The organism is Curvivirga sp. (genome assembly GCF_965219885.1).
Lineage (GTDB): Bacteria > Pseudomonadota > Alphaproteobacteria > UBA8366 > Aestuariispiraceae > Curvivirga.
Genome location: NZ_CBDCOT010000009.1, coordinates 1988606 through 2008602, shown reverse-complemented (window position 1 = coordinate 2008602; position 19997 = coordinate 1988606). Strand labels below are relative to the sequence as shown.

The 19997-nt window shown below is 42.4% G+C and carries 25 protein-coding genes; 16 read left to right on the top strand and 9 right to left on the bottom strand.

Translation table 11 applies throughout. From position 1 onward, the window contains the following. Positions 1-69: 69 nt before the first annotated feature. The 5 genes from ACOQOA_RS14955 to ACOQOA_RS14935 all read right to left on the bottom strand — a co-directional run bounded on the left by ACOQOA_RS14955 (position 70) and on the right by ACOQOA_RS14935 (position 3981). Entirely contained in the window at positions 70-456 is a 387-nt protein-coding gene (locus ACOQOA_RS14955; RefSeq protein WP_155156921.1) for a response regulator, read from the bottom strand. Positions 457-686: 230 nt separating this feature from the next. After that, positions 687-1439, bottom strand: a complete 753-nt coding sequence (locus tag ACOQOA_RS14950; protein ID WP_420549415.1) for a MotE family protein — start codon at positions 1437-1439, stop codon at positions 687-689. Positions 1440-1450: 11 nt separating this feature from the next. Continuing rightward, positions 1451-2161: a DUF6468 domain-containing protein gene (locus tag ACOQOA_RS14945; RefSeq protein ID WP_420549414.1), complete on the bottom strand. Its 711-nt coding sequence runs from the start codon at positions 2159-2161 to the stop codon at positions 1451-1453. A 26-nt stretch (positions 2162-2187) separates the two neighbouring features. After that, positions 2188-3252 carry a flagellar motor switch protein FliM gene (gene fliM / locus ACOQOA_RS14940; protein ID WP_420549413.1) on the bottom strand — a complete coding sequence of 355 codons (1065 nt, stop codon included), beginning with the start codon at positions 3250-3252 and terminating at the stop codon, positions 2188-2190. 192 nt (positions 3253-3444) lie between these two features. Further along, on the bottom strand, positions 3445-3981 hold the full coding sequence (locus ACOQOA_RS14935) for a flagellar basal body-associated FliL family protein (RefSeq protein ID WP_420549412.1): 537 nt from the start codon (positions 3979-3981) through the stop codon (positions 3445-3447). A 470-nt stretch (positions 3982-4451) separates the two neighbouring features. On the opposite strand from ACOQOA_RS14935, the gene flgF reads away from it, so the two are divergent. The 6 genes from flgF to ACOQOA_RS14905 all read left to right on the top strand — a co-directional run bounded on the left by flgF (position 4452) and on the right by ACOQOA_RS14905 (position 9060). Then, positions 4452-5171 carry a flagellar basal-body rod protein FlgF gene (gene flgF, locus ACOQOA_RS14930; RefSeq protein ID WP_420549411.1) on the top strand — a complete coding sequence of 240 codons (720 nt, stop codon included), beginning with the start codon at positions 4452-4454 and terminating at the stop codon, positions 5169-5171. A gap of 23 nt (positions 5172-5194) precedes the next feature. Then, the gene (flgG, locus tag ACOQOA_RS14925; protein WP_420549410.1) at positions 5195-5980 is read left to right on the top strand and encodes a flagellar basal-body rod protein FlgG; all 786 of its coding nucleotides are present in this window, start codon (positions 5195-5197) and stop codon (positions 5978-5980) included. 71 nt (positions 5981-6051) lie between these two features. After that, complete coding sequence (gene flgA, locus ACOQOA_RS14920; RefSeq protein ID WP_420549409.1) at positions 6052-7062, top strand: flagellar basal body P-ring formation chaperone FlgA; 1011 nt, start codon at positions 6052-6054, stop codon at positions 7060-7062. 57 nt (positions 7063-7119) lie between these two features. Beyond that, a complete protein-coding gene (flgH, locus tag ACOQOA_RS14915; RefSeq protein ID WP_420549408.1) occupies positions 7120-7896 on the top strand; it encodes a flagellar basal body L-ring protein FlgH in 777 nt (258 codons plus the stop codon). A 328-nt stretch (positions 7897-8224) separates the two neighbouring features. Continuing rightward, positions 8225-8710 (top strand): superoxide dismutase, Ni, encoded by a 486-nt coding sequence (gene sodN / locus ACOQOA_RS14910; RefSeq protein WP_155155644.1) that lies wholly within the window; start codon positions 8225-8227, stop codon positions 8708-8710. 23 nt (positions 8711-8733) lie between these two features. Further along, on the top strand, positions 8734-9060 hold the full coding sequence (locus ACOQOA_RS14905) for a S24/S26 family peptidase (RefSeq protein WP_420549407.1): 327 nt from the start codon (positions 8734-8736) through the stop codon (positions 9058-9060). 111 nt (positions 9061-9171) lie between these two features. Here the strand turns inward: ACOQOA_RS14905 and soxR are convergent, their stop codons facing one another. Further along, on the bottom strand, positions 9172-9507 hold the full coding sequence (soxR, locus tag ACOQOA_RS14900) for a redox-sensitive transcriptional activator SoxR (RefSeq protein ID WP_420549406.1): 336 nt from the start codon (positions 9505-9507) through the stop codon (positions 9172-9174). Positions 9508-9611: 104 nt separating this feature from the next. Here soxR and ACOQOA_RS14895 point away from each other — a divergent pair, with 104 nt between their 5' ends. Next, a complete protein-coding gene (locus ACOQOA_RS14895) occupies positions 9612-9941 on the top strand; it encodes a DUF1330 domain-containing protein (protein WP_420549405.1) in 330 nt (109 codons plus the stop codon). Between the two features lie 52 nt (positions 9942-9993). On the opposite strand, the gene dksA is transcribed toward ACOQOA_RS14895, so the two are convergent. The 3 genes from dksA to ACOQOA_RS14880 all read right to left on the bottom strand — a co-directional run bounded on the left by dksA (position 9994) and on the right by ACOQOA_RS14880 (position 11243). Then, a complete protein-coding gene (dksA, locus tag ACOQOA_RS14890) occupies positions 9994-10359 on the bottom strand; it encodes an RNA polymerase-binding protein DksA (RefSeq protein WP_235914136.1) in 366 nt (121 codons plus the stop codon). 118 nt (positions 10360-10477) lie between these two features. Continuing rightward, positions 10478-10600: a hypothetical protein gene (locus tag ACOQOA_RS14885; protein WP_420549404.1), complete on the bottom strand. Its 123-nt coding sequence runs from the start codon at positions 10598-10600 to the stop codon at positions 10478-10480. A 190-nt stretch (positions 10601-10790) separates the two neighbouring features. Then, a complete protein-coding gene (locus ACOQOA_RS14880) occupies positions 10791-11243 on the bottom strand; it encodes a flagellar assembly protein FliX (RefSeq protein ID WP_420549403.1) in 453 nt (150 codons plus the stop codon). Between the two features lie 350 nt (positions 11244-11593). Here ACOQOA_RS14880 and ACOQOA_RS14875 point away from each other — a divergent pair, with 350 nt between their 5' ends. The 9 genes from ACOQOA_RS14875 to ACOQOA_RS14835 all read left to right on the top strand — a co-directional run bounded on the left by ACOQOA_RS14875 (position 11594) and on the right by ACOQOA_RS14835 (position 19997). Next, the gene (locus ACOQOA_RS14875; protein ID WP_420550112.1) at positions 11594-12733 is read left to right on the top strand and encodes a flagellar basal body P-ring protein FlgI; all 1140 of its coding nucleotides are present in this window, start codon (positions 11594-11596) and stop codon (positions 12731-12733) included. An 8-nt stretch (positions 12734-12741) separates the two neighbouring features. After that, positions 12742-13068, top strand: coding sequence for a rod-binding protein (locus ACOQOA_RS14870; RefSeq protein WP_155155631.1), 327 nt, complete (start codon positions 12742-12744; stop codon positions 13066-13068). After that, a complete protein-coding gene (locus tag ACOQOA_RS14865) occupies positions 13065-13505 on the top strand; it encodes a hypothetical protein (RefSeq protein ID WP_420549402.1) in 441 nt (146 codons plus the stop codon). Before ACOQOA_RS14870 ends, ACOQOA_RS14865 begins: the two co-directional genes overlap by 4 nt. A 67-nt stretch (positions 13506-13572) precedes the next feature. Further along, entirely contained in the window at positions 13573-15618 is a 2046-nt protein-coding gene (locus tag ACOQOA_RS14860) for a FlgK family flagellar hook-associated protein (protein ID WP_420549401.1), read from the top strand. Beyond that, positions 15618-16637 (top strand): Gfo/Idh/MocA family protein, encoded by a 1020-nt coding sequence (locus ACOQOA_RS14855; protein WP_420549400.1) that lies wholly within the window; start codon positions 15618-15620, stop codon positions 16635-16637. The genes ACOQOA_RS14860 and ACOQOA_RS14855 overlap by 1 nt, the downstream gene beginning before the upstream one ends. A gap of 12 nt (positions 16638-16649) precedes the next feature. Further along, positions 16650-17798, top strand: coding sequence for a DegT/DnrJ/EryC1/StrS family aminotransferase (locus tag ACOQOA_RS14850; RefSeq protein WP_420549399.1), 1149 nt, complete (start codon positions 16650-16652; stop codon positions 17796-17798). Positions 17799-17821: 23 nt separating this feature from the next. Then, entirely contained in the window at positions 17822-18904 is a 1083-nt protein-coding gene (locus tag ACOQOA_RS14845; RefSeq protein ID WP_420549398.1) for an NAD-dependent epimerase/dehydratase family protein, read from the top strand. An 11-nt stretch (positions 18905-18915) separates the two neighbouring features. After that, positions 18916-19641: a cytidylyltransferase domain-containing protein gene (locus ACOQOA_RS14840; RefSeq protein WP_420549397.1), complete on the top strand. Its 726-nt coding sequence runs from the start codon at positions 18916-18918 to the stop codon at positions 19639-19641. Positions 19642-19649: 8 nt separating this feature from the next. Next, complete coding sequence (locus ACOQOA_RS14835) at positions 19650-19997, top strand: hypothetical protein (RefSeq protein WP_420549396.1); 348 nt, start codon at positions 19650-19652, stop codon at positions 19995-19997.

The following is a 19997-nucleotide window of genomic DNA, read 5'->3' as shown; positions in this document are numbered from 1 at the left end:
GAAAAAGGCGTATATTTTCATATATACGCCTTCAATCTTTTACAACTTACAAGTAAATCTAAGTAAAACTTAGAAATTGCCAATCACACTTGTGAGTTTTGTTTTTAATGTTGCTGCGTTAAACGGCTTCACAATATAGTTAGATACGCCCGCCTCTTTCGCGGCGATCACGTTTTCCGTTTTACTTTCAGCAGTAATCATAATGAATGGTAAATCACGCATTTTTTCATCAGCGCGTACTTCACGAAGCAATTGGATACCTGTCATAGGCTCCATATTCCAATCGGAAATTACCAGTCCATAGTCCTTAGAGCGAAGTTTAGCCAAAGCATCACTTCCATCTGTGGCTTCATCAACATTGTTAAAACCCAACTGCTTTAGCAGGTTGCGGATAATACGCAGCATCGTCTTATAATCATCGACGATCAAGATTTGCATATTCATATCAACAGCCATGGTGATCCTCCGATTGGCAATTATTTATATTTCGAATATCTTTCATAAGATACTTATAATTTGTTATTTAACAAGTAAGATCGAAAAACTGTTAAAAAACAATCAAAACCTTCATAAATTTACAAGCTGATTTCCAGAAGAGCAATATAGAAAGACACAGAAACCCAAAAAAAATTACTTATTCCCCCATAACTTAGCAGGTTTTACATAATTTTTCTTACATAATCGGGTTATTGTAATGCCCCTTCAGCACCATCAACAGCTTCAACTGTTGCGAGCTCTCTTGTCACTAAACGCGCTTTATCCGCGTTCATTGCTGCCATAATCGGTGCGATACTTCGTTCTTTCATCCCGCGCAAAACCTGAATCAATGTTGGCATATCCATATCATTAAAAATACGTGCCGCAGATTTAGGTTTCATATTGGAATAAATTTTCACTAAACGCTTTGCCTCTTCAGTTTGTTCTTCTTTATAAACTTTTAGCAAATCCTCAATAGAAGATTTGATATCTTCCAACTGAGCCTGTTTATCCAAAAGCTGTTGTTCAGCACTTCGCAACAAAGCTTCACGCTCTTTTACAACACGTTCACGCTTATCCAATGCTTCTCGACGTGCAACCAAATCATGTAAAAGTCGAATTTCACCTGGGCTCATATCACCAAAATTGCCACCGGAAAAATAATCTTCTTGCTCAACAACATCTGTCGGCTCCATCCCTTCAGGTGTTTCATTAAGGCTTTCTTCAACCAAAGTATCATCTTCGATTAAAGCAGGATCATCTAGAGCAGGTGCCTCTCCTGCTTCTTGGGCAAGAGCCTGTCCACTTGTAATTGCGGCAAGATCCTGGGCTGAAAACCGACCATCATTTGAAGCTGTGTCTGTCACAGAGGTAAATTCCACCCACATATCGCCAAAACGTACGGATAGCATCAAAAAAATGATCACTAGAAAAATGGGTAATATGCGGATTTTAAAATTCATAAACTAATCTCTTAACGCATGCCTCGAAGAGCTTTTAAAAGCTCCTCTTTACTTTTTGCCTTTGATTCTTGTGCCTCATCTACTCCCGACAATTCCACGCCGGCTTCTTGAGTTTCTTGTGCAGGTGACGCAGTAGAGCTTTCTGCCCCAAACATATCAGCTTGAGGCGCCATGACCTCTGGATTACCAGCCTCAACAGATTCAATCAACTTGGACAGACGTGCCTCCAAATCCTTGTCTATTTCAGCATCCATATCCGTAATATCAGGCATATTCATCGGTTCACGTGGTGAAGCCGGTGTCGCTTTTGCAGATTTAGCTTTCTTGGATCGCGCCTTCTTACCTTTTGCTGGTCCAGTACTATACCCCGGATTATAGGTCGCCTGACCACGCTCCACTTTCGCGGCTGCAATTCTGACTGGGCCTGCAACCTCCTGCGCACGTCGAATTAATTCAATTAAATCCGCACGTAATGTTTTTGCTTCAGCAATCGCATCATCAATTGTCTCCGTCGCATCGCGAGAACGGTTTTTGATTCGCAAAAGTGCTTCTTCAGCCTGTTGCGTAGATGAGACAAATTGCCCTAATAACTGACGCAATTCTTCTTTACTATCTTGAAGGATACGTATGTTGCGGTTAAGCCGCACTGCATAAATCAGTACGGCAATTAATAAACCAATAAAGGCAACATCAAGGGTAGTTTCCAGTAGATCCAATTTCATACGACCTAATATAACACAAAATTAAACTAATCTGGATCAATTTTCCTATCCAGCTTCACAGCAAGATTTCCAGCTTTTTGACCGACATAGCCCTTAAACATAGGAATTTCACCGCAACGTAATTCAACCATTGAATCCTGAGTTGCCTGTAATTGCAAGAAAGTTCCGACTTTCCAATCTAAAACTTCTGTTAAATTACTGGTGAATTCATCTAAAACAACTTCGATCGGCACATCTGTAAACCAAAGTTCTGTTGCCAAGTGATTTTCCCAAATACTGTCGCGACCGAATTTCTCACCCATAAACATTTGAAGCAATAATTCACGAACTGGCTCCAATGTCGCATAAGGCAATAGTAATTCAAGACGTCCGCCACGATCTTCCATATCAATACGGAAGCGTGCCAGAATAGCCGCATTGGCCGGACGGGCAATCGTTGCGAAACGCGGGTTGGTTTCCAATCGATCAAAACGCATTGTCACACTGGACAATGGATCAAAGGCTGCAGACAAATCTGCCAACACTACACTGATCATACGTTCTACAAGATTTCGTTCAATTGTCGTATAAGGGCGTCCTTCAATACGCATCGCAGCAGTGCCGCGACGTCCACCAAGCAATACGTCAACAATAGAATAGATCAAAGAACTATCAATGGTGATCAAACCATAGTTATCCCATTCTTCTGCCTTAAACACTGTAAGCATCGCTGGTAAAGGAATAGAGTTCAAATAATCACCAAAACGAATTGATGTAATATTGTCTAAACTTACCTCAACGTTATCAGAGGTAAAGTTACGTAAGGAAGTCGACATCATACGAACGAGGCGGTCATAAACGACCTCCAACATTGGCAAACGTTCATAAGATACCATACCAGAATCGATAATCGCTTCGATACCGGATTGGTTATCATTCCCATCTGCACCATCTTGGAAACCAAGAAGACTATCAATTTCATCCTGATCAAGAACACGCGCTGCCGCCGCCCCCATCGAGGGGTCGGGTTCGTCTTCTGCCATCGCCGCCCATTCTGCGGCTAGGGCATCATCGTCTTCTTCCATTACTGCATCAGCATCTTCATCAGCCATATTCAGCCTCGATCTTTCTGTGCCGCCACCCCCAATTCGTGATTTTGATTTTCAACAAATACAGGTAGCGTCAATTCTTTTGCGTTATATCTCAATAAATATCATCAGGTAACTTCTGCCGTCTGACATTTATCCAAGAACCTACACGCAAAAGCCGCGCCAGTTTTTCAAAACCTTTGAAAAATATACGCCTTACTGAACAATTAAATCATTAAACAAAACATCTTTAGCCTTAACTGGCGCGATTGCTTTATTCACACGATCCAATAATTCCTCTTTAATACGATATACACCTTGACTACCTTCAAGCTCTTCAAGACGTAACTCCCGTAAAAATACCTGAAAGCTATCTACAATACGTGGTTTTAGATTCTCAATATGCGCCTGTTCCTCAATTGTGGAAATTTCCAAAGAAACTTGTAACTTAAGAAACTTTTGCTTTGATCCCGGCGAACGTAAAGTCACTAAAATCTCATCCAACGGCAAAAAGATACTCGGCGCCTCGGCCACTTCAACAGGCGTATCTTCCGCTGCTTCCTCTGTTACTTCATCTCCACCACCAAGTAGCGGGTCCAACATTCCAGATAAAAACAGACCGACACCGGCGCCAATTAGGATCAAGATAGGCAATAAGATAAATAAAACGAGCTTCTTACCACTAACGCGTTTCTTACCACCTTCTTCATCTTCGCCATCTGCGCCTTCGGCTACTCCACCTTCATCAGCCATATTCGCTATCCTTCACCAATAGAAGCTTTCATTTCATGGAACTCATCACAACTTCATACATATATATAATATAGCGCTCAATTGTGTAATAGACCATATTTGTAAATATTCACTATAAATTGCAGAAGTTAGCAGCAGAAATCAATCATTAAGAACTGAATATTCGTAAATATTCGCGCAATACAAAAAATAAACCTCGTTGATTCCAATAAATAATTTCAACCCTCCTCAATTAAACACCTATCATATGGCAAACTTTGCCGCCCAAATGTAAATCCGCCTTACAATTAATTATATTTCGTAGTTTTCGATATATTCCTACGCATAAAACATTAAGAAAACTTACCCACCCAAACAATAAAATATTTATATATCAATAACTTAATAATTTTTGGCACAAGACCTGCTATGTAAAGCGCTGAGAGATGTCGGCCTGAGAAACCGACAAAAATTTGAGAGAGGATAGCGTCATGGAAAACAGCGCTTATATCGCACTATCTAGGCAGAGAAGCCTTCGCAACGAAATGAATATTGTCGCAAACAATATTGCCAATGCGAATACACCTGCTTTTAAACGCGAAGGAATGGTATTTAAAGAATACATTACCAAGCCGCAACATGATCGCCAGCAATTTTCCTTTGTACAAGATGTAGGCTTGGCGCGTGATTTAACCGACGGCCCAATGACAACTACAAACAACCCGTTTGACTTTGCTCTTTCCGGTGATGGTTACTTTGTGGTCGATACACCGATGGGTGAAAGATACACACGTAATGGACGCTTCCAATTAGATGCGACAGGCAATCTTGTAAACAAAGACGGTTACACCATCCAGGGCGACGGCGGCCCAATTAACATCCCGAATGACGGTGGTGAGATTCTAGTGGCGTCAGATGGCACGATCTCCAACGACAATGGTGAAATTGGTAAACTTCGTGTGGTGTCATTCGAAAACCAGTATGAGATGAAAAAATCCGCCGGTGGACTATATGCCACAAGCCAGGATGTTATTGCCTCTGAAGGTTACAATATCACCCAAGGTATGTTGGAAGAATCGAATGTTCAGCCAATCCTGGAAATCACCCGCATGATGCGTGTTCATCGCGAATATGCCTCCATGCAGAAATTCACCCAAGCCGAAGACGACCGCGTGAAAAAAGCGATCGAACGTCTTGGTCAGTTCAGTTAACGCATTAAGCTAGGAGAGAAGCTATGAGATCCTTAAATATCGGCGCAACCGGCATGTTAGCTCAACAGCTTAATGTTGAGGTTATTTCAAACAACATCGCCAACATGAACACAACAGCTTATCAGCGTCGCCGCGCTGAGTTCCAAGACTTGCTGTATCAGAACCAACGTCGTGCGGGTGCAAACTCCTCCGACACAGGTACAATCGTACCGGTTGGTATCCAAGTTGGTTTAGGTGTGAAGACTGCATCAGTTTACCGTATTACTGAAACAGGTAACTTAACGCTCACAGAAAACACCTTGGATTTAGCCATTAATGGTAAAGGATATTTCCAGATTACATTGCCAAGCGGTGAAACAGCATACACACGTGCAGGTTCTTTCCAATTGGATGATCAGGGTAATATTGTGACAACAGATGGCTATACAGTAGAACCAGGAATTACAGTTCCGGCTGACGCAACAGGTATCACAGTGAATTCCAGCGGTGAAGTGCTTGCATCCATCGATGGTCAGGTAACACCAAGTAATTTAGGTCAGTTGAACTTATCAACATTTGCCAATGAGGCGGGCCTTTCTGCAATAGGTGACAATCTATTCCTTGAAACTCCGGCATCCGGTTCACCTGCAAGCTCAACACCGGGTAGTACAGGTTACGGCACAATTGAACAAGGTTTCCTTGAGACATCCAACGTGAATGTGGTGGAAGAAATCACCAACCTGATCACAGCCCAACGTGCCTATGAGATGAACTCCAAGGTAATTGAAACCTCTGATCAGATGATGAGCACTGTATCTCAAATGCGTTAATCGCTAAGAGCATAGCAATTTAATTCGAAGACGATAGAAATCCAATTCGACGAATGAGAAGGAAGAAGACAATGAAAAAGCAAGCAACACATAAAATGATCGCAGCTTTTCTGCTAGGAAGCGCAATGTCCTTTGGGACAATTGCTGCAACCGCAAGCTCTTCCTACGCGAATTCCGAGATCTTCGAAATTGAGGACGCCGTTACTCTGAACCATAATATCCTAGTTGAAGGTGAAAATATTACCCTAGGTGATCTTTTCCAAAATGCAGGAGAAAATGCACATCGTGTAGTTGCAAAAGCACCAGCATTGGGCAAATCCCAAAAACTAACATCATCTTGGTTATGGCGCGTTGCAAATTTCTACAAACTTGATTGGAAACCTTCCTCCACATTGGATGAAGCTATTGTTGAACGCGACTATTTCGAGATGGAACCTAGCCTTCTCACAGATAGTCTTCGTGAGGCAATCATTCAGGAAACGGGCGAGTCTGATTTATTAGAAATTCAACTAAACGGTCGCATCCCTACAGTACGCCTACCAATTGATGCAGATATGTCTGTAGCGATCAAAAACTTCCGTCTTTCCGATAACGAGAGCCGCTTCACTGCCACTTATGTTGTACCCGCAACTGGCAAGGCAATTGTAAAAGGCAAAGTATCTGGAAAAGTCCATAAACTGATGGAAGTAGCCTTACCAAACCGTCGTATCCAAGCTGGTGAGATCATTAAACAGGAAGATTTGGAAGTGATCACAATGCGGTCCCGAAAAGTTTCCCGAAAAGCTGTAGTCGACACACTAAGCTTGGTAGGACAACAAATCCGTCGCACCGTGACACCTGGTCGCCCAATTTTATCTGCGAATTTACAGGCGCCTCAGCTGGTGAAAAAGAAACAAATGGTTTTAGTAACACTTGAATCCATGGGAATGCGTTTAACAGCACAAGGTGTGGCTTTAGAAGATGGCGCACATAAAGAAGTTATCCGCATTCGAAATTCTCATAGCGGTCAAGTACTTGAGGCAATCGTAACTGGCTACAACACGGTGACCGTTCGTGCCCCACTACAATCTGCACAAATGTGATTGAGACCCACAAGATTGTAGTTTGAAAAGAAATTGAGAGAAACTGGAGAGAAGACAATGTTAAACATTACAAAGAATACACAGCTGAGAAGAACAGCTATACGTTTCGCAGCTATCGCCCTTATCGGTACATCATTAACTGCATGTAACACATTGTCTCGCTTATCTAAAATGGGTGAAGAACCAAAACTGAATGAGATCGAAAACCCGACTCATGACCCAAACTATCAACCAGTTTCCATGCCAATGCCTATGCCAACGGCTGCTAAAAACACAGCAAATTCACTATGGCGCCTAGGCAGCAGAGCCTTCTTGAAAGATCTGCGTGCAAACCAGATCGGCGACATTGTAACCGTTGTCATCAGTATTGATGACGAAGCAACAATTGCAAACAGTACGAACCGTACACGTACAACCAGCGAAGATGTTGATATCCCAGGCTTAGCAGGCTTCCAAGGCGCTTTGAACGATGTGCTACCTGAAGCAGTTACAACGGATAACTTCGTTAATTTAGGTTCCTCCTCCACGCAGGGTGGTACCGGTAATATTTCTCGTGAAGAAGATATCACTTTGACTGTTGCTGCTGTTGTGACACAGGTATTACCAAACGGAAACCTTGTCTTACATGGACGTCAGGAAACACGTGTAAATTATGAAGTTCGTGAACTTCAAATCGCCGGTGTTATTCGTCCACAAGATATAACAAACAATAATACTGTGAACTATGAAGATATTGCCGAGGCAAGATTAGCCTATGGCGGACGTGGCCACATCTCTGATGTACAGCAACCACGTTATGGTTCGCAGCTCATCGATATCATCTTACCGTTCTAAGGATGATTTTCATAACAAGCTAACAAGTTACCGAGATTACGCCCGCACTCTCCTCTCTCACTCTTCTCTCTCAGCGTGCGTAATTTCATCTCAACGGGCCGGCCTCTCAAGCTGGCCCGTTCTAGCTTTTAGACTTCATGATTTTTTTAGGAATGTTTTTCGAACCATCCCACTTGAAAAATCATAAAAGATTATTTTTTATATAATTGACTTTCAGCCATCTTGTTTTAGTGTGCTGACATAATTAACGAGTTTTATCAGGGCCAACAGGGAAAGATGTGTATCCTCCTATAAACCTTGAACAACACAAACCAAATGAGGACAAAAAATGTTTACTTCTATGCTAGACAAAATGGTAAATGTTGAAACAGCTGACGCACATTGCGACATTCCATGCAAAATCTATGATCCGCATACAGCAATCGTAGCTGCTCTTTCCGTTGTTCGCATGATGGATATCATTGCTGAAAACAAAGACAAAGAAATGACAGCTGAAACCATCAACACACTTTCCCGTTGTGTTGCGATGAAAGAAGCTGAAGCAGCAAAAGTTAAAGAAGAAATCCGTGTGATTTGGGGTGACTACATCAAAGCACCACAAATCGAAAAACACCCAAATGTACACGAAGTTGCACATAGCATCATGTTGAAAGCATCTGCTTGCAAAACAGGTATTGATCGCGCTGCGGGTGAAGAATTGGTTGAATTGGTAAATCAATTCGCTGAAATCTTCTGGAGCACAAAAGACGTGCAAACAACACGTAAAACAAGCCCATTCCCACCAAGCATGGAAATGGTTTACCCAGTATTGTAATTTTGAATACTGGTTGAACAAACATGTTCGGTTGGCGACTACTTAAGATCAATGGTCACAGTATGTCGCCCAGTTTAGAAAACGGCGATTATGCGATTATGCGTGTCGCCGTTTTTCCTTCGCGCCTTCATGCAAAACTAAAAGAAGGCGATATTGTTTTCTTCAAACGAAGAGATGAAAACGCAATGGTCAAGCGTCTGACCAAAAAGCAACCAAATGGTGATTTTAATATAATGGGTGACGGGCCTTTATCTGCCCCTAGTATTGATCTTGGTTTACTTTCACCTAAAGATATTAAAGGAAAGCTTTTCTTTCGTATACACGAATCCAAAATTTCAAAACTGAAATAGCTACTCTTCCAATTCCAATAATCTCGGCCCAGGCCCATCACGACCAAGCTTGTCATCTGGATTCAACATCCAACAATCTGTTAGGGACAAGCATCCGCATCCAATGCACCCTTATAGTAGATTTCGTAAATTGATTAATTGGTCAATCCTTGCGTCCAAATCCGCCTGCCAGTTCTTGGATAATCGTTGCCAATGACGTTTATTCACCTTCTCACCATCAGGGACCGAATTCAAAGCTTCCTTGATTTCCTTTAAAGGAATCCCTGTTTTCTGAGCGACCTTAATAATGGATAGCTTCCTCAAAACATCTGACGTATAACGCCGATGGTTTGCTTTAGTACGAAGTGATTTAATAAGTCCCTTCTCTTCATAAAAATGAATCGTAGAAATTGGAACACCGGCACGCCGGGAAACTTCCCCGACCGAAAATTCAATAATTTTCCTCATTTTCACTCTTGACCTCAAGTAAGGTTGAGGTTTTAGCGTCGCATCAGTTTTCAACAAAGTCAAAAAGATCCTGCACCGACTTACGATATTAAAAGAGAAACATAATGCCTGATATTATACCTGCCTATCTAGTTGCGGGATCACCGATACCAAAATCAATTGATGCCTATCAAAGGGCCATCGATGAATTGCTAATCAAGCATAATGCTGAAATTATTGTACCAGACCGCCACATGCTTGAAATCTTCCATCATGAAGGTAAATGGGACACAAGCACCAATCTCACCATCATTAAATTCCCCTCCCTAGAACAACTGAAAGATTTCTGGCATTCAGAACCTAACGCGTTTGCCTTGATATTGTTCAACCTCACCCATCCAAACCTATGGAAAATTTTAGCACCGAGGCCGATAAACGAACCAGACAGAAAATAAAAAAGCCGCTGAAACTTCTCAGCGGCTTTTCAATTCTGTGCTCACAAACAACTTAGTCGTCGCGACGCGTTAATTCACTTTTTTCGTGACGCTCTTGCGCTTCGAGACTTAATGTTGCGATTGGACGAGCTTCCAAACGCTTCAATGCGATTGGTTCGCCTGTATCTTCACAATATCCATAAGATCCATCCGCGACACGTTCTAATGCAGCATCAATCTTTGAGATCAATTTCCGTTCGCGATCACGTGTACGCAATTCCAAAGAACGATCTGTTTCCATACTGGCACGATCAGTCAAATCAGGTTGTGCAAGATTTTCTTGCTGCATGCTTTGCAATGTTTCACTAGATTCAGTTAACAACTCATTTCGCCATGCTAAAAGCTTCTGGCGAAAATATTCAAGTTGCACAGGATTCATAAATTCTTCATCGTCACTAGGACGGTAATCATGCGGTAGTATTGTAGAGGTTACACTACCAGCTGTTGCACCCTTTAATTCTGGGTCCTTTGTTTCCGCTTCAGAGTTCAGCGACATCTTACTCTCCCTTACGGTCTACCCCGGAACCGCCTAAAATCAGCACATGCCAATTCAGGACAAGATCCAAATCAATATCCTTAAGGGCGAATAAAATGGTAATGACGTTCGCATGAATAGCCAAGATTGTAACCCGCCCTTAACTTTGCAATTTTTTCTGTTTTTGTAAGACTTACCTCCTCTCACAAAAACTCAAACCGCAATGACACCCCTCGTCATTGGAGGGGTATATAGGACCTTGGACAGGAAAGAACAAGCCATTTTTTATAAAAACAGCTAAATCATTGTAAATTTTCTTTAAAAATCACGTTTTTCTACTTGCGACCACGATTATGTTTCGCTAATTCGACAGCAGTACGAAGTTCAACATCGTCTAAAATACTTTCGAGTCGTGGATCATTCGTATTTTCTTTGCGCTTCGCAATATCATTTGCAATTTGCTGCAGCTTCTCTGGTGGGACTTGCCCCATCAATAAAGCATGACGAATACCATCTAATTGATCCAACAAATTCTCAGCCCAGTCAATCGCTTGACGCTTCGGTGACTTGCCAGAAGTCGCGTCGTCAACAGATTGAACCGCTAACAAAGCATCAAGTGAAGAAACAGGTGCAACAGAATCTACAGAAGCAGCAGAAGCTGTTTCATCAGCACCACTGGTTTCATTTAAGGCAGAAGCAAAACCACCACCAGCAGACTGTGTCTTACCAGTTTTCTTCGTTGAAGATGTTGCCCGTGGACCTGAAGGTCCTGAAACACGAATACTCATAAACTTCTAATTCTTTGCTAATTTCAAACTGTTAACTTCTATCTATATTTATAAGGCTGATTCAGCCCCCATCAAGAAAGAAGTACTTTTATTACCTATAGTATATACATGCTTCCACTTTCTTGCACATATTTTTCTCCCCCCTCTATCTTTTTTACACCCCCTCAAAAATTGGCACGGTTATCGCATAGAAAACAGCGAGAAGAGAACTAATGGTTAAATGAATAACGGTTTTCCACCGTTTTACCGGAAGATTAGAGAGAATGACTGATATTTCGCAGGAAAGTTTTGCCGCTACCAAATTCAACTTCGCAAAAGTGAAGGAATTAGGTAAGAAATTTGACAAGAAAATGTTTGCAGATGCGTTTCACACCGCCTTGCGCGCATTTGCTCTTGTGATCGCACTCGGCATTATTGGTGGTGTTCTCATTAAAGAAAGCCAGGCTCAATCTCGCATCAAAGATATTGTTGATGTAGAAGGTGTTCGTGACAACATGCTCGTAGGCTATGGCTTGGTAGTTGGTCTAAACGGTACAGGCGATGGTCTAAATTCGGCTCTTTTCACCAAAGAAAGTTTAGTAGGTATGTTAGAGCGCCTCGGTGTGAATGCACGTGATGGCAGCTTGAACACGGCAAATGTTGCCGCTGTAATGGTAACAGCCACTCTTCCACCATTCGCCCGTCAAGGTAGCCGTATTGACGTTCAGGTTTCTGCACTTGGCGATGCAAGCAGTCTTCTAGGTGGTACTCTTTTAGTAACACCATTACTTGCAGCTGATGGTGAGGTATATGCCGTATCGCAAGGCACATTAGCAATTGGTGGCTTTCAAGCAGGTGGTGATGCAGAGACAATTGTTAAAGGTGTTCCAACAAGTGGTCGCATTGCGAATGGCGCCATTGTAGAACAAGAAATCCCGTTCGCTTTAAATTCTTTAACTGAATTTCATTTAAGTTTGCGCAATCCGGATTTCACAACTGCACGCCGTATCAGCCGCGCGATCAATGCCTTCATTGGCTTAGATACAACACGCGTAACAGACCCTGGCACTGTAATGGTGAATGTTCCTGATATCTATCAAGATAATCTTGTCGATTTAGTAACAGATATAGAACAGTTACGTGTTGAACCCGATCAAATCGCAAAAATCATCATTGACGAACAATCTGGTGTGATTGTGATGGGAGAAAATGTACGCATTAACACAGTTGCAATCGCGCAAGGCAACCTAACAATTCGTATTAGTGAAACCGCGCAGGTTTCCCAACCAACCCCATTCAGTAATACAGGTACAACAGTTGAAGTGCCCCGTACGGAAATCGAAGTAGATGAAGGTGCGGAGAACCAGTTAGGTGTCGTAAATACCGGTGTAAGCATTCAAGATTTAGTAAATGGCTTAAACTCATTGGGTGTAGGTCCACGTGACATGATCACAATCCTTCAGGCAGTTAAAGCTGCCGGCGCCCTGAACGCAGATATCGAAGTGATGTAAGGAGACGAATGATGATGGACTCATATGTATCCCAAGCTTTCGATGTTGCACAAAGCCAATCTAGCAAAGCACCTAATTTGAACCCGGCGGGGAAAACAAACGAGCAGATCCGCGCCGCAGCAGAAGACTTTGAAGCAGTTTTCTTAACCCAGATGGTAGAACAGATGTTCTCCGGTGTATCTACTGACGGCATGTTCGGCGGTGGTCAGGGAGAGAAAATCTTCCGCTCTATGATGGCGCAAGAATACGGCAAAGTCATGGCCTCTAATGGTGGGGTCGGAATTGCGGACGAAGTCGCGCGCGAAATGCTCAAAATGCAGGAGGCAAGATCATGAATTTAAATGAGAAAGCTAATCAACTATTTACACTTTTAACTGAATTGACTGAGGTTCTGGAACAGGAGAACTTGTTACTTGACCAACCAAATTCAAAAGAATTGGGACCGATCGTAACACGCAAGCAGGAGTTGCTTGCAGATTATGAACATGAATTGGGTCAGTTAGCTGTTACGCCACATTTCTTTCAAACCCTAAATGAAGAAATGAAGGGTAAATTACGTGCATTAAGTAAACGTTATCAAGATGCAGCCTTAACGAATGAGCGTAAATTACGTTTGGCGACACGTTCTAGTCAAATGATCGCAGATCGCATCAAAGATGAAGCGCGTAAAGCAGCTGGCACTCAAGTTCGTGGATACGGTCAGACTGGTGGTTATGCGCAAAATGGTGCAGCACCCCGTGCAGCCCCAATCGCAATTAACCAAACGCTGTAAAAGATTATGCCGCCTGTTTCTTATGCAGGCACGGGAAGAATGCAGGTAATCACCTGGGAGAATTGTTATGTCATTGGTAAGTGCTTTAAATATCGCGGTTAGTTCTGTTAATAGTATTAACACAGCAATCGCCACTGTTTCTGACAACGTTGCAAACGCGGAAAACGAAGATTACAACGCCCGAGAGGCCAATTTTGCCAATGTACAAACAGGTGGTGTACGTATCTCTGACATTACCCGGAAGGTAAATGAAGGTCTTTTTGATGACCTTTCTGCTTCCATCTCCAACACTGCGCAAAACGAAGTCTTACAAAATTATTATGAACGTATTGAAGATCTCCTTGGTGTAACGGGTTCTGAAACCCCTCTCATTGACTATGTAGAAAATCTGAATACAGCATGGAAAGCGTTTGAAGCAGCACCAGAAAGTGACGCGGCGGAAAGACAAGTTATCCTCGCAGCGGAAAACCTCACCCGTGAGATTGGTCGTATTTCCACAGCTCTGGATACTGTTGAGCAGTCTTTGCGAGCGGATATCAATGCGACCGTAGATACCTTAAATGATACTTTGGCAGAAATTGATCGTCTGAACGATGCAATCGTTCGAGACAAAGCAAAAGGCCTTCCTGTTTCACATTTAGAAAACTTACGAGATGAGCAACTCTTGGACCTATCCGAGATCATGACTATTGACTATATTCGTAATGAAGATGGTTCTATGTCTGTATTTGCAACCTCCGGTATGGCTCTTACAGTTGCTAACGCTTCTACCTTCACATGGGATGAAGATACCCACTCCCTTACTAAATCCGGTAGTACTAGCACCGACCTGGTGGTCGATGGTCGTTTATCCGATGGTAAATTGCGTGCCTTGATTGAAATGGGACGTACAGATGATGCCGCCGTGAACAATGCCGATGGCATCTTCAACCCAGTTGAAAAATTACGCAATCAACTGGATGAATTTGCTTTTGCGCTCGTAGATGATTCTGCGGCACGAACAAAGGGTAACGTATTTGTTGAAAACCAATCCGATCTGACAAGTTTGACTGGCATTACTGCAGGTCAAACCATAACGATTAATGCTGGTGGCCAAGCTGCCGCGTCAACAATTACAATCACCGCTGGTATGTCCACATCAGCTCTTGTTACAGCCATAAACGCCGTTGCCAACGTAGAAGCGCGCGTTGATGCACACGGACATTTACAGATCCTTACATCTACAGAAGGTTTCGTTTTAGGCGGCACAGCTTTGACTGGTTTGGGTTTAACAGCTGGTACCTACAATCCGGATGAACCGCCATCTTTAAACTACGCATATGCAGAAGAATATTCTCAAGGCACAGCAAATATTGGTGGCAACGCAGATTTGACCACGCTTGCTGGCGTAACTGCCGGTAACACCTTCACCGTTTCTGTCGGAGGTGCTGCTCCGACAACAATTACGATTGGTGCATCCCCATATAGTACATCTGATTTATTAGCAGATTTAAACGCGATTGAAGGTGTAAGAGCCTATACTACAGATGATGGTTTCTTAAACATTTCCACTGTTGAAGGCGATTTGGTCATTCAAGAAACAGCCGGTACCCCTCTTTCGGGTGCCAACAGCCTTGGCCTATCTTTCAACGGTAGTAATGCCGCTGTAACAGGCGCAGCTAACACCGGAGAACTAAAAACGGGCTTTTTCGAAGTTGTTTCCGGGACTCCAAATGAAAATGCTAGCCGCATTAATATTCGCGTAAATGATGTTTTGTCTGATGGCAGCTCTTCTCTTAAAGATGGGTCTGGTTCGGTGATGGTAGAATCTCTATCATCTTCCAACCGTGATGCCTCTGGTTCAGGTTTAACTCTGACGGATGAGTCCTATACAGGGCTTGTAAGCGGTTTAATCAGTGATATTACCACCCGCTCTCAACGCTATGACGGTCTATTTAAACAAGATCAATCTGTAATGAATAATCTCAATACAAAATTGCGAAATGAAGTTGGGGTTGATATCGATGAAGAAATGGCATTACTGACTGTCTTACAAAATAGCTATGCAGCATCCGCACGTGTAATTTCCACCGTAAATGAGATGTTCCAATCCCTTGAACAAGCGGTTCGTTAATGACTGAGAATAAGCCTCTTAAGGTTGGTGTTATTGGCCTTGGCGTAGGAGAACAGCATGTAAAAAGTTACAATGCTGTTCCTGATGTTGAGGTTACCTCTATCTGTGACATCAACCTTGATCACGCCAAAGAAGTAGGGGCAAGACGCAAGGTGTCAGACTGCCATACTGACCCGAAGAAAATCATCGAAGATCCGGATATCGACGTTATTTCCATTTGTAGCTATGACAATTTCCATGCAGATCAAGCAGTTGCCGCCTTCCAAAACGGCAAACATGTTTTCGTCGAGAAACCGATAGCCTTACACAAATCCGATTTGGAACGTGTCATTCGCGCGCAACAAGATAGTGGAAAAAAAATTTCTTCAAATCTGATCTTACGTGAAAGCCCACGTTTCAAAGAAATTCGTCAGATGGTTCAAAACGATGAATTCGGCGACATTTATTATATGGAAGGTGATTATATTCATCAGATACTATGGAAAATTACCGAAGGTTGGCGTGGGGCAATGGACTTTTATTGTATCACTTATGGCGGCGGCATCCATCTCATCGATTTAATGCGGTGGATTATTGGAAAAAAAGTGACTGAAGTGACAGGTATGGGTGTCAAGAAAGCAACAGATGGCAGCCAATTTCTTTATCCAGACATAATTACCAATCTATTACGATTTGAAGATGAGGTTTTGGCGAAAACAACAACGATGTTTATGCCACAACGACATAAATTCCATTCCTTAAATATTTACGGGTCAAAATTGAGCTTCGAAAACGGAAAACCGCATGGTCGACTTTTCAGTGGTGATGAGGAAAAAGACGAAAAACCTTGCACGACACCCTATCCAGCGATGGCTAAAGGAGACCTTCTTCCAGACTTCATTGAAGCTATTCGTAAAGGCGAAGAACCAAATGTTGGTGCAAAAGATGTTTATTCTGTAATGGATATCTGTTTCGCTTGCTGGGAATCTGTTAAGGAGAAAAAAACAATACCAGTAAGCTATAGTTTTCAAGCGGAATAAAGGAAATCGGATATGGCTGATCCAATACCATTTGGCAAACCACAAATAAGTGATGCTGAGAAACAGGCAGTATTAGATGTACTAGATAGCGGTATGCTGGTGCATGGTAAAAAAACGCCTGAATTTGAAGAGGCATTCGCTAAAAGAGTAGGTACAAAACATGCAGTATCTGTCGCCTCCTGTACTGCTGGTCTCCACATGGTTCTCTTTGTTAAGAATATTGGTGAAGGAGATACCGTTGCTCTGCCTGCGATGACGCATACTGCAACAGCCCATGTAGTTGAATTACAAGGTGCAAAACCTATCTTCGTTGATATTAGTCCTAATACCGGAAATATGTGCCCCGGTGCACTTGATAGAATTGAAGAAAACCTTTCCGTAATTATGCCTGTGCATTATCTTGGTCTTCCCTGCAATATGCGGCGAATTAAACAAACAGCGGAACGCCATGGTGCCTTTATTCTGGAAGATTGCGCCGTGTCTCTTGACGCTGAATTTGATGGTAAAAAAGTCGGTAATCATGGCTTAGCAGGTGCATTTTCGTTTTATCCGGTAAAGCATATGACATCCATCGAAGGTGGCATGGTCACCACAAATGACGACGAACTTGCAGATCAATTACGTAAACGCCGTGCCTTTGGATATAACAAGGCACTTGGAGAAAGATCAAAACCAGGCCTCTATGATGTGAACCAGTTAGGCTTCAATTACCGCATGAGTGACGTAGAAGCAGCCGTCGGTGTAGAGCAATTAAAGCGACTAGATGGTTTTCAAAAAGTCCGTGCTGAAAACTATCGCCGATTAGTAGAATTATTAAAAGATGTCGATGAAGTATCCTTACTCCCTCCACCAGAAGGATATGGCCCAAACAGTCACTATTGTCTGAATACAATTTTACCTAAAGATGGCTCCATTGATCGCGCAAAAGTAATGGATAGTTTAAAAGAAAGTGGTATCGGTTTCTCAGTCCATTATCCAGGCCCAGTCCCACTTTTTGAGTATTATGCAGAAAAATATGGATACAAACAGGGACAGTTCCCGAATGCGGAATGGATTTCTGCACAAACTTTATCCTTGCCAGTTGGCCCTCATTTGCCTGAAGATGGGCCAGAAAGAATTGCAGAAGCATTTAAACAAGCCCTTGTGGTTTCAAAGGCATAACCAAGAAGAATTCGAGGTATATCATGTCACATATTCCCTATGAAACACTACGCCCACTCTTAAAAGACCAGCGTATTCTTTTAATTGGTGGCGCTGGATTTATCGGCCATAATTTAGCACTCGAACTCGCAGATATGGGTTCAAAAGTAATGATTGCTGATAATCTGATGATCAATAGTTTGATCGAAAATACATTTGAATCTGAGAAAGACAAAGTCCAGCGCATGGCCTATCAAGGCTTCTTATTGGAACGGTTTCATTTGTTACGCAAATCAGGTGTTGAATTAAAGAATTGTGACGCCCGTCATTTAGCAGATCTTGGCCGTATTTTTGAAGAATTTGAACCAACCAAGGTTGTTCATCTTTCTGCCATCGCCAGCGCTGTTGATGCAAAAGCGGAACCTGGACTTTGTTTTGATTTACAATTGATCACCTTGCGGAATACCTTGGAATTAATTCGTCCTAGAACAGATAAAATCAATCAAGTTATGTTTATGTCTTCCAGTACAGTTTACGGAGATTTTGAAGGTGACAGCGTTGATGAGACAACCTTCCCACGCCCCGAAGGCATCTATGCCAATGCCAAATTCATGGGGGAACGTTTGATTCGTACATATCGTACACAATATGGTTTAGGCACGACGGTTATCCGACCAAGTGCCCTATATGGCGAACGTTGTATTTCACGTCGTGTAAGCCAGATGTTTATTGAAAATGCTCTAACTGGCAAGCCACTTCTGTTGGAAGGTGGTGGTGATGGCAAACTAGACTTCACTTATATCAAAGACTTGGTACAAGGACAGGTGCGTGCATTGGCCCTTCATAAATCACCAGAAGATAGCAACACATTTAATTTGACCTTCGGAAATGCGCGCACAATCGCTGATTTGGCGGCTGTCGTTAAATCCGTTGTACCGGATGCTATTTTGGAAGAACGCCCACGCGCCGTTGATAAACCAATTCGCGGAACCCTTTCTACAGATCGGGCAAAGACTATTCTTGGCTTCCAGCCTGAATGGACTTTGGAGACAGGCTATAAAGATTATTGCCAATGGTATGTAGATGCTTGGGAAAAAGCCAAACGCAAGAGTAATGAAGATTACTAAGGTTGGTTGAGATGTCTACACGTGGCAAAGGGGCATTGCTTCTGCTGGCGCGACTGGATTCCAATCGTTTGCCTCAAAAGCAACTCAAAAAACTTAACCAAGAATTCACAGTCCTAAGCTTGCTTGTAAAGCGACTTGAACGTTGTAAGGTGATGTCTGATATGATCATCACCACAACAAACCGTGAGGTCGATCAACCACTTGTCGACTTTGCAATAAAAAACGGACTTCCTGTATTTCGTGGCGATGTGAATAATGTTGCAGGACGTTGTTTGGACGCTATGAAAGCGCATGATTTAAACTGGTTTATTCGAATTTGTGCTGATAGCCCGCTAATGGACCCGAAAGTCGTAGATTTGGTCGCGACAGAATTTCTGCAAAATAACAGTGATCTCACAAGTAATGTTTTTGTATCACGTGATTTTCCTTATGGCTGTAGTGTTGAAATAGTAACAAGAGAAGCGATGCAAAAAATATGTGATTTAGCAGATGATCCTTATTATCAAGAGCATGTCACAGCCTATGCATATAAAAATCCAGATCAATTTGATATCAAACCAGTTCGTGCAAAGGAAAATTATTCCAATGATGTGCAAGCTATAACTGTAGATACCGCTGAAGACTTAGATAAGGCAATTTGGATGGTTCAACAATTAGATGATCCTGTATATGCTGATTTAAAAGATATCGTTCCATTGGCAGAGGTCTGGCAACGGAACCACCCCGCCCCTAAATAGGTAAAGTGATGGATTATAAAGTTAAATCCCCTCCCCGAATGTTCACGGTAAAAGATGTAAGGCTCTCACATGTTGCCGATGTTCAGTTGCAAGCTGATGAATTAATTACATTTCAATCCTCAACAGGCAAAGAGATAGATATCACTGCAAAAGATTGGGGATATTATCTTACGGGTTCCACAAATGGCAGAATGCAAAAGGCGGGGTATAGAACTGTGCTTTGCCGTAATCCAGATAAGCTCATCTATATTCTGGCTTATGAAATAGAAAAGAAAAACGAGTTTGATGCCTATACAAGATCCCAGAATATGGAAGTTATCGCCTATCTCGACGAAGATGAAATCAAGCTCAAATAA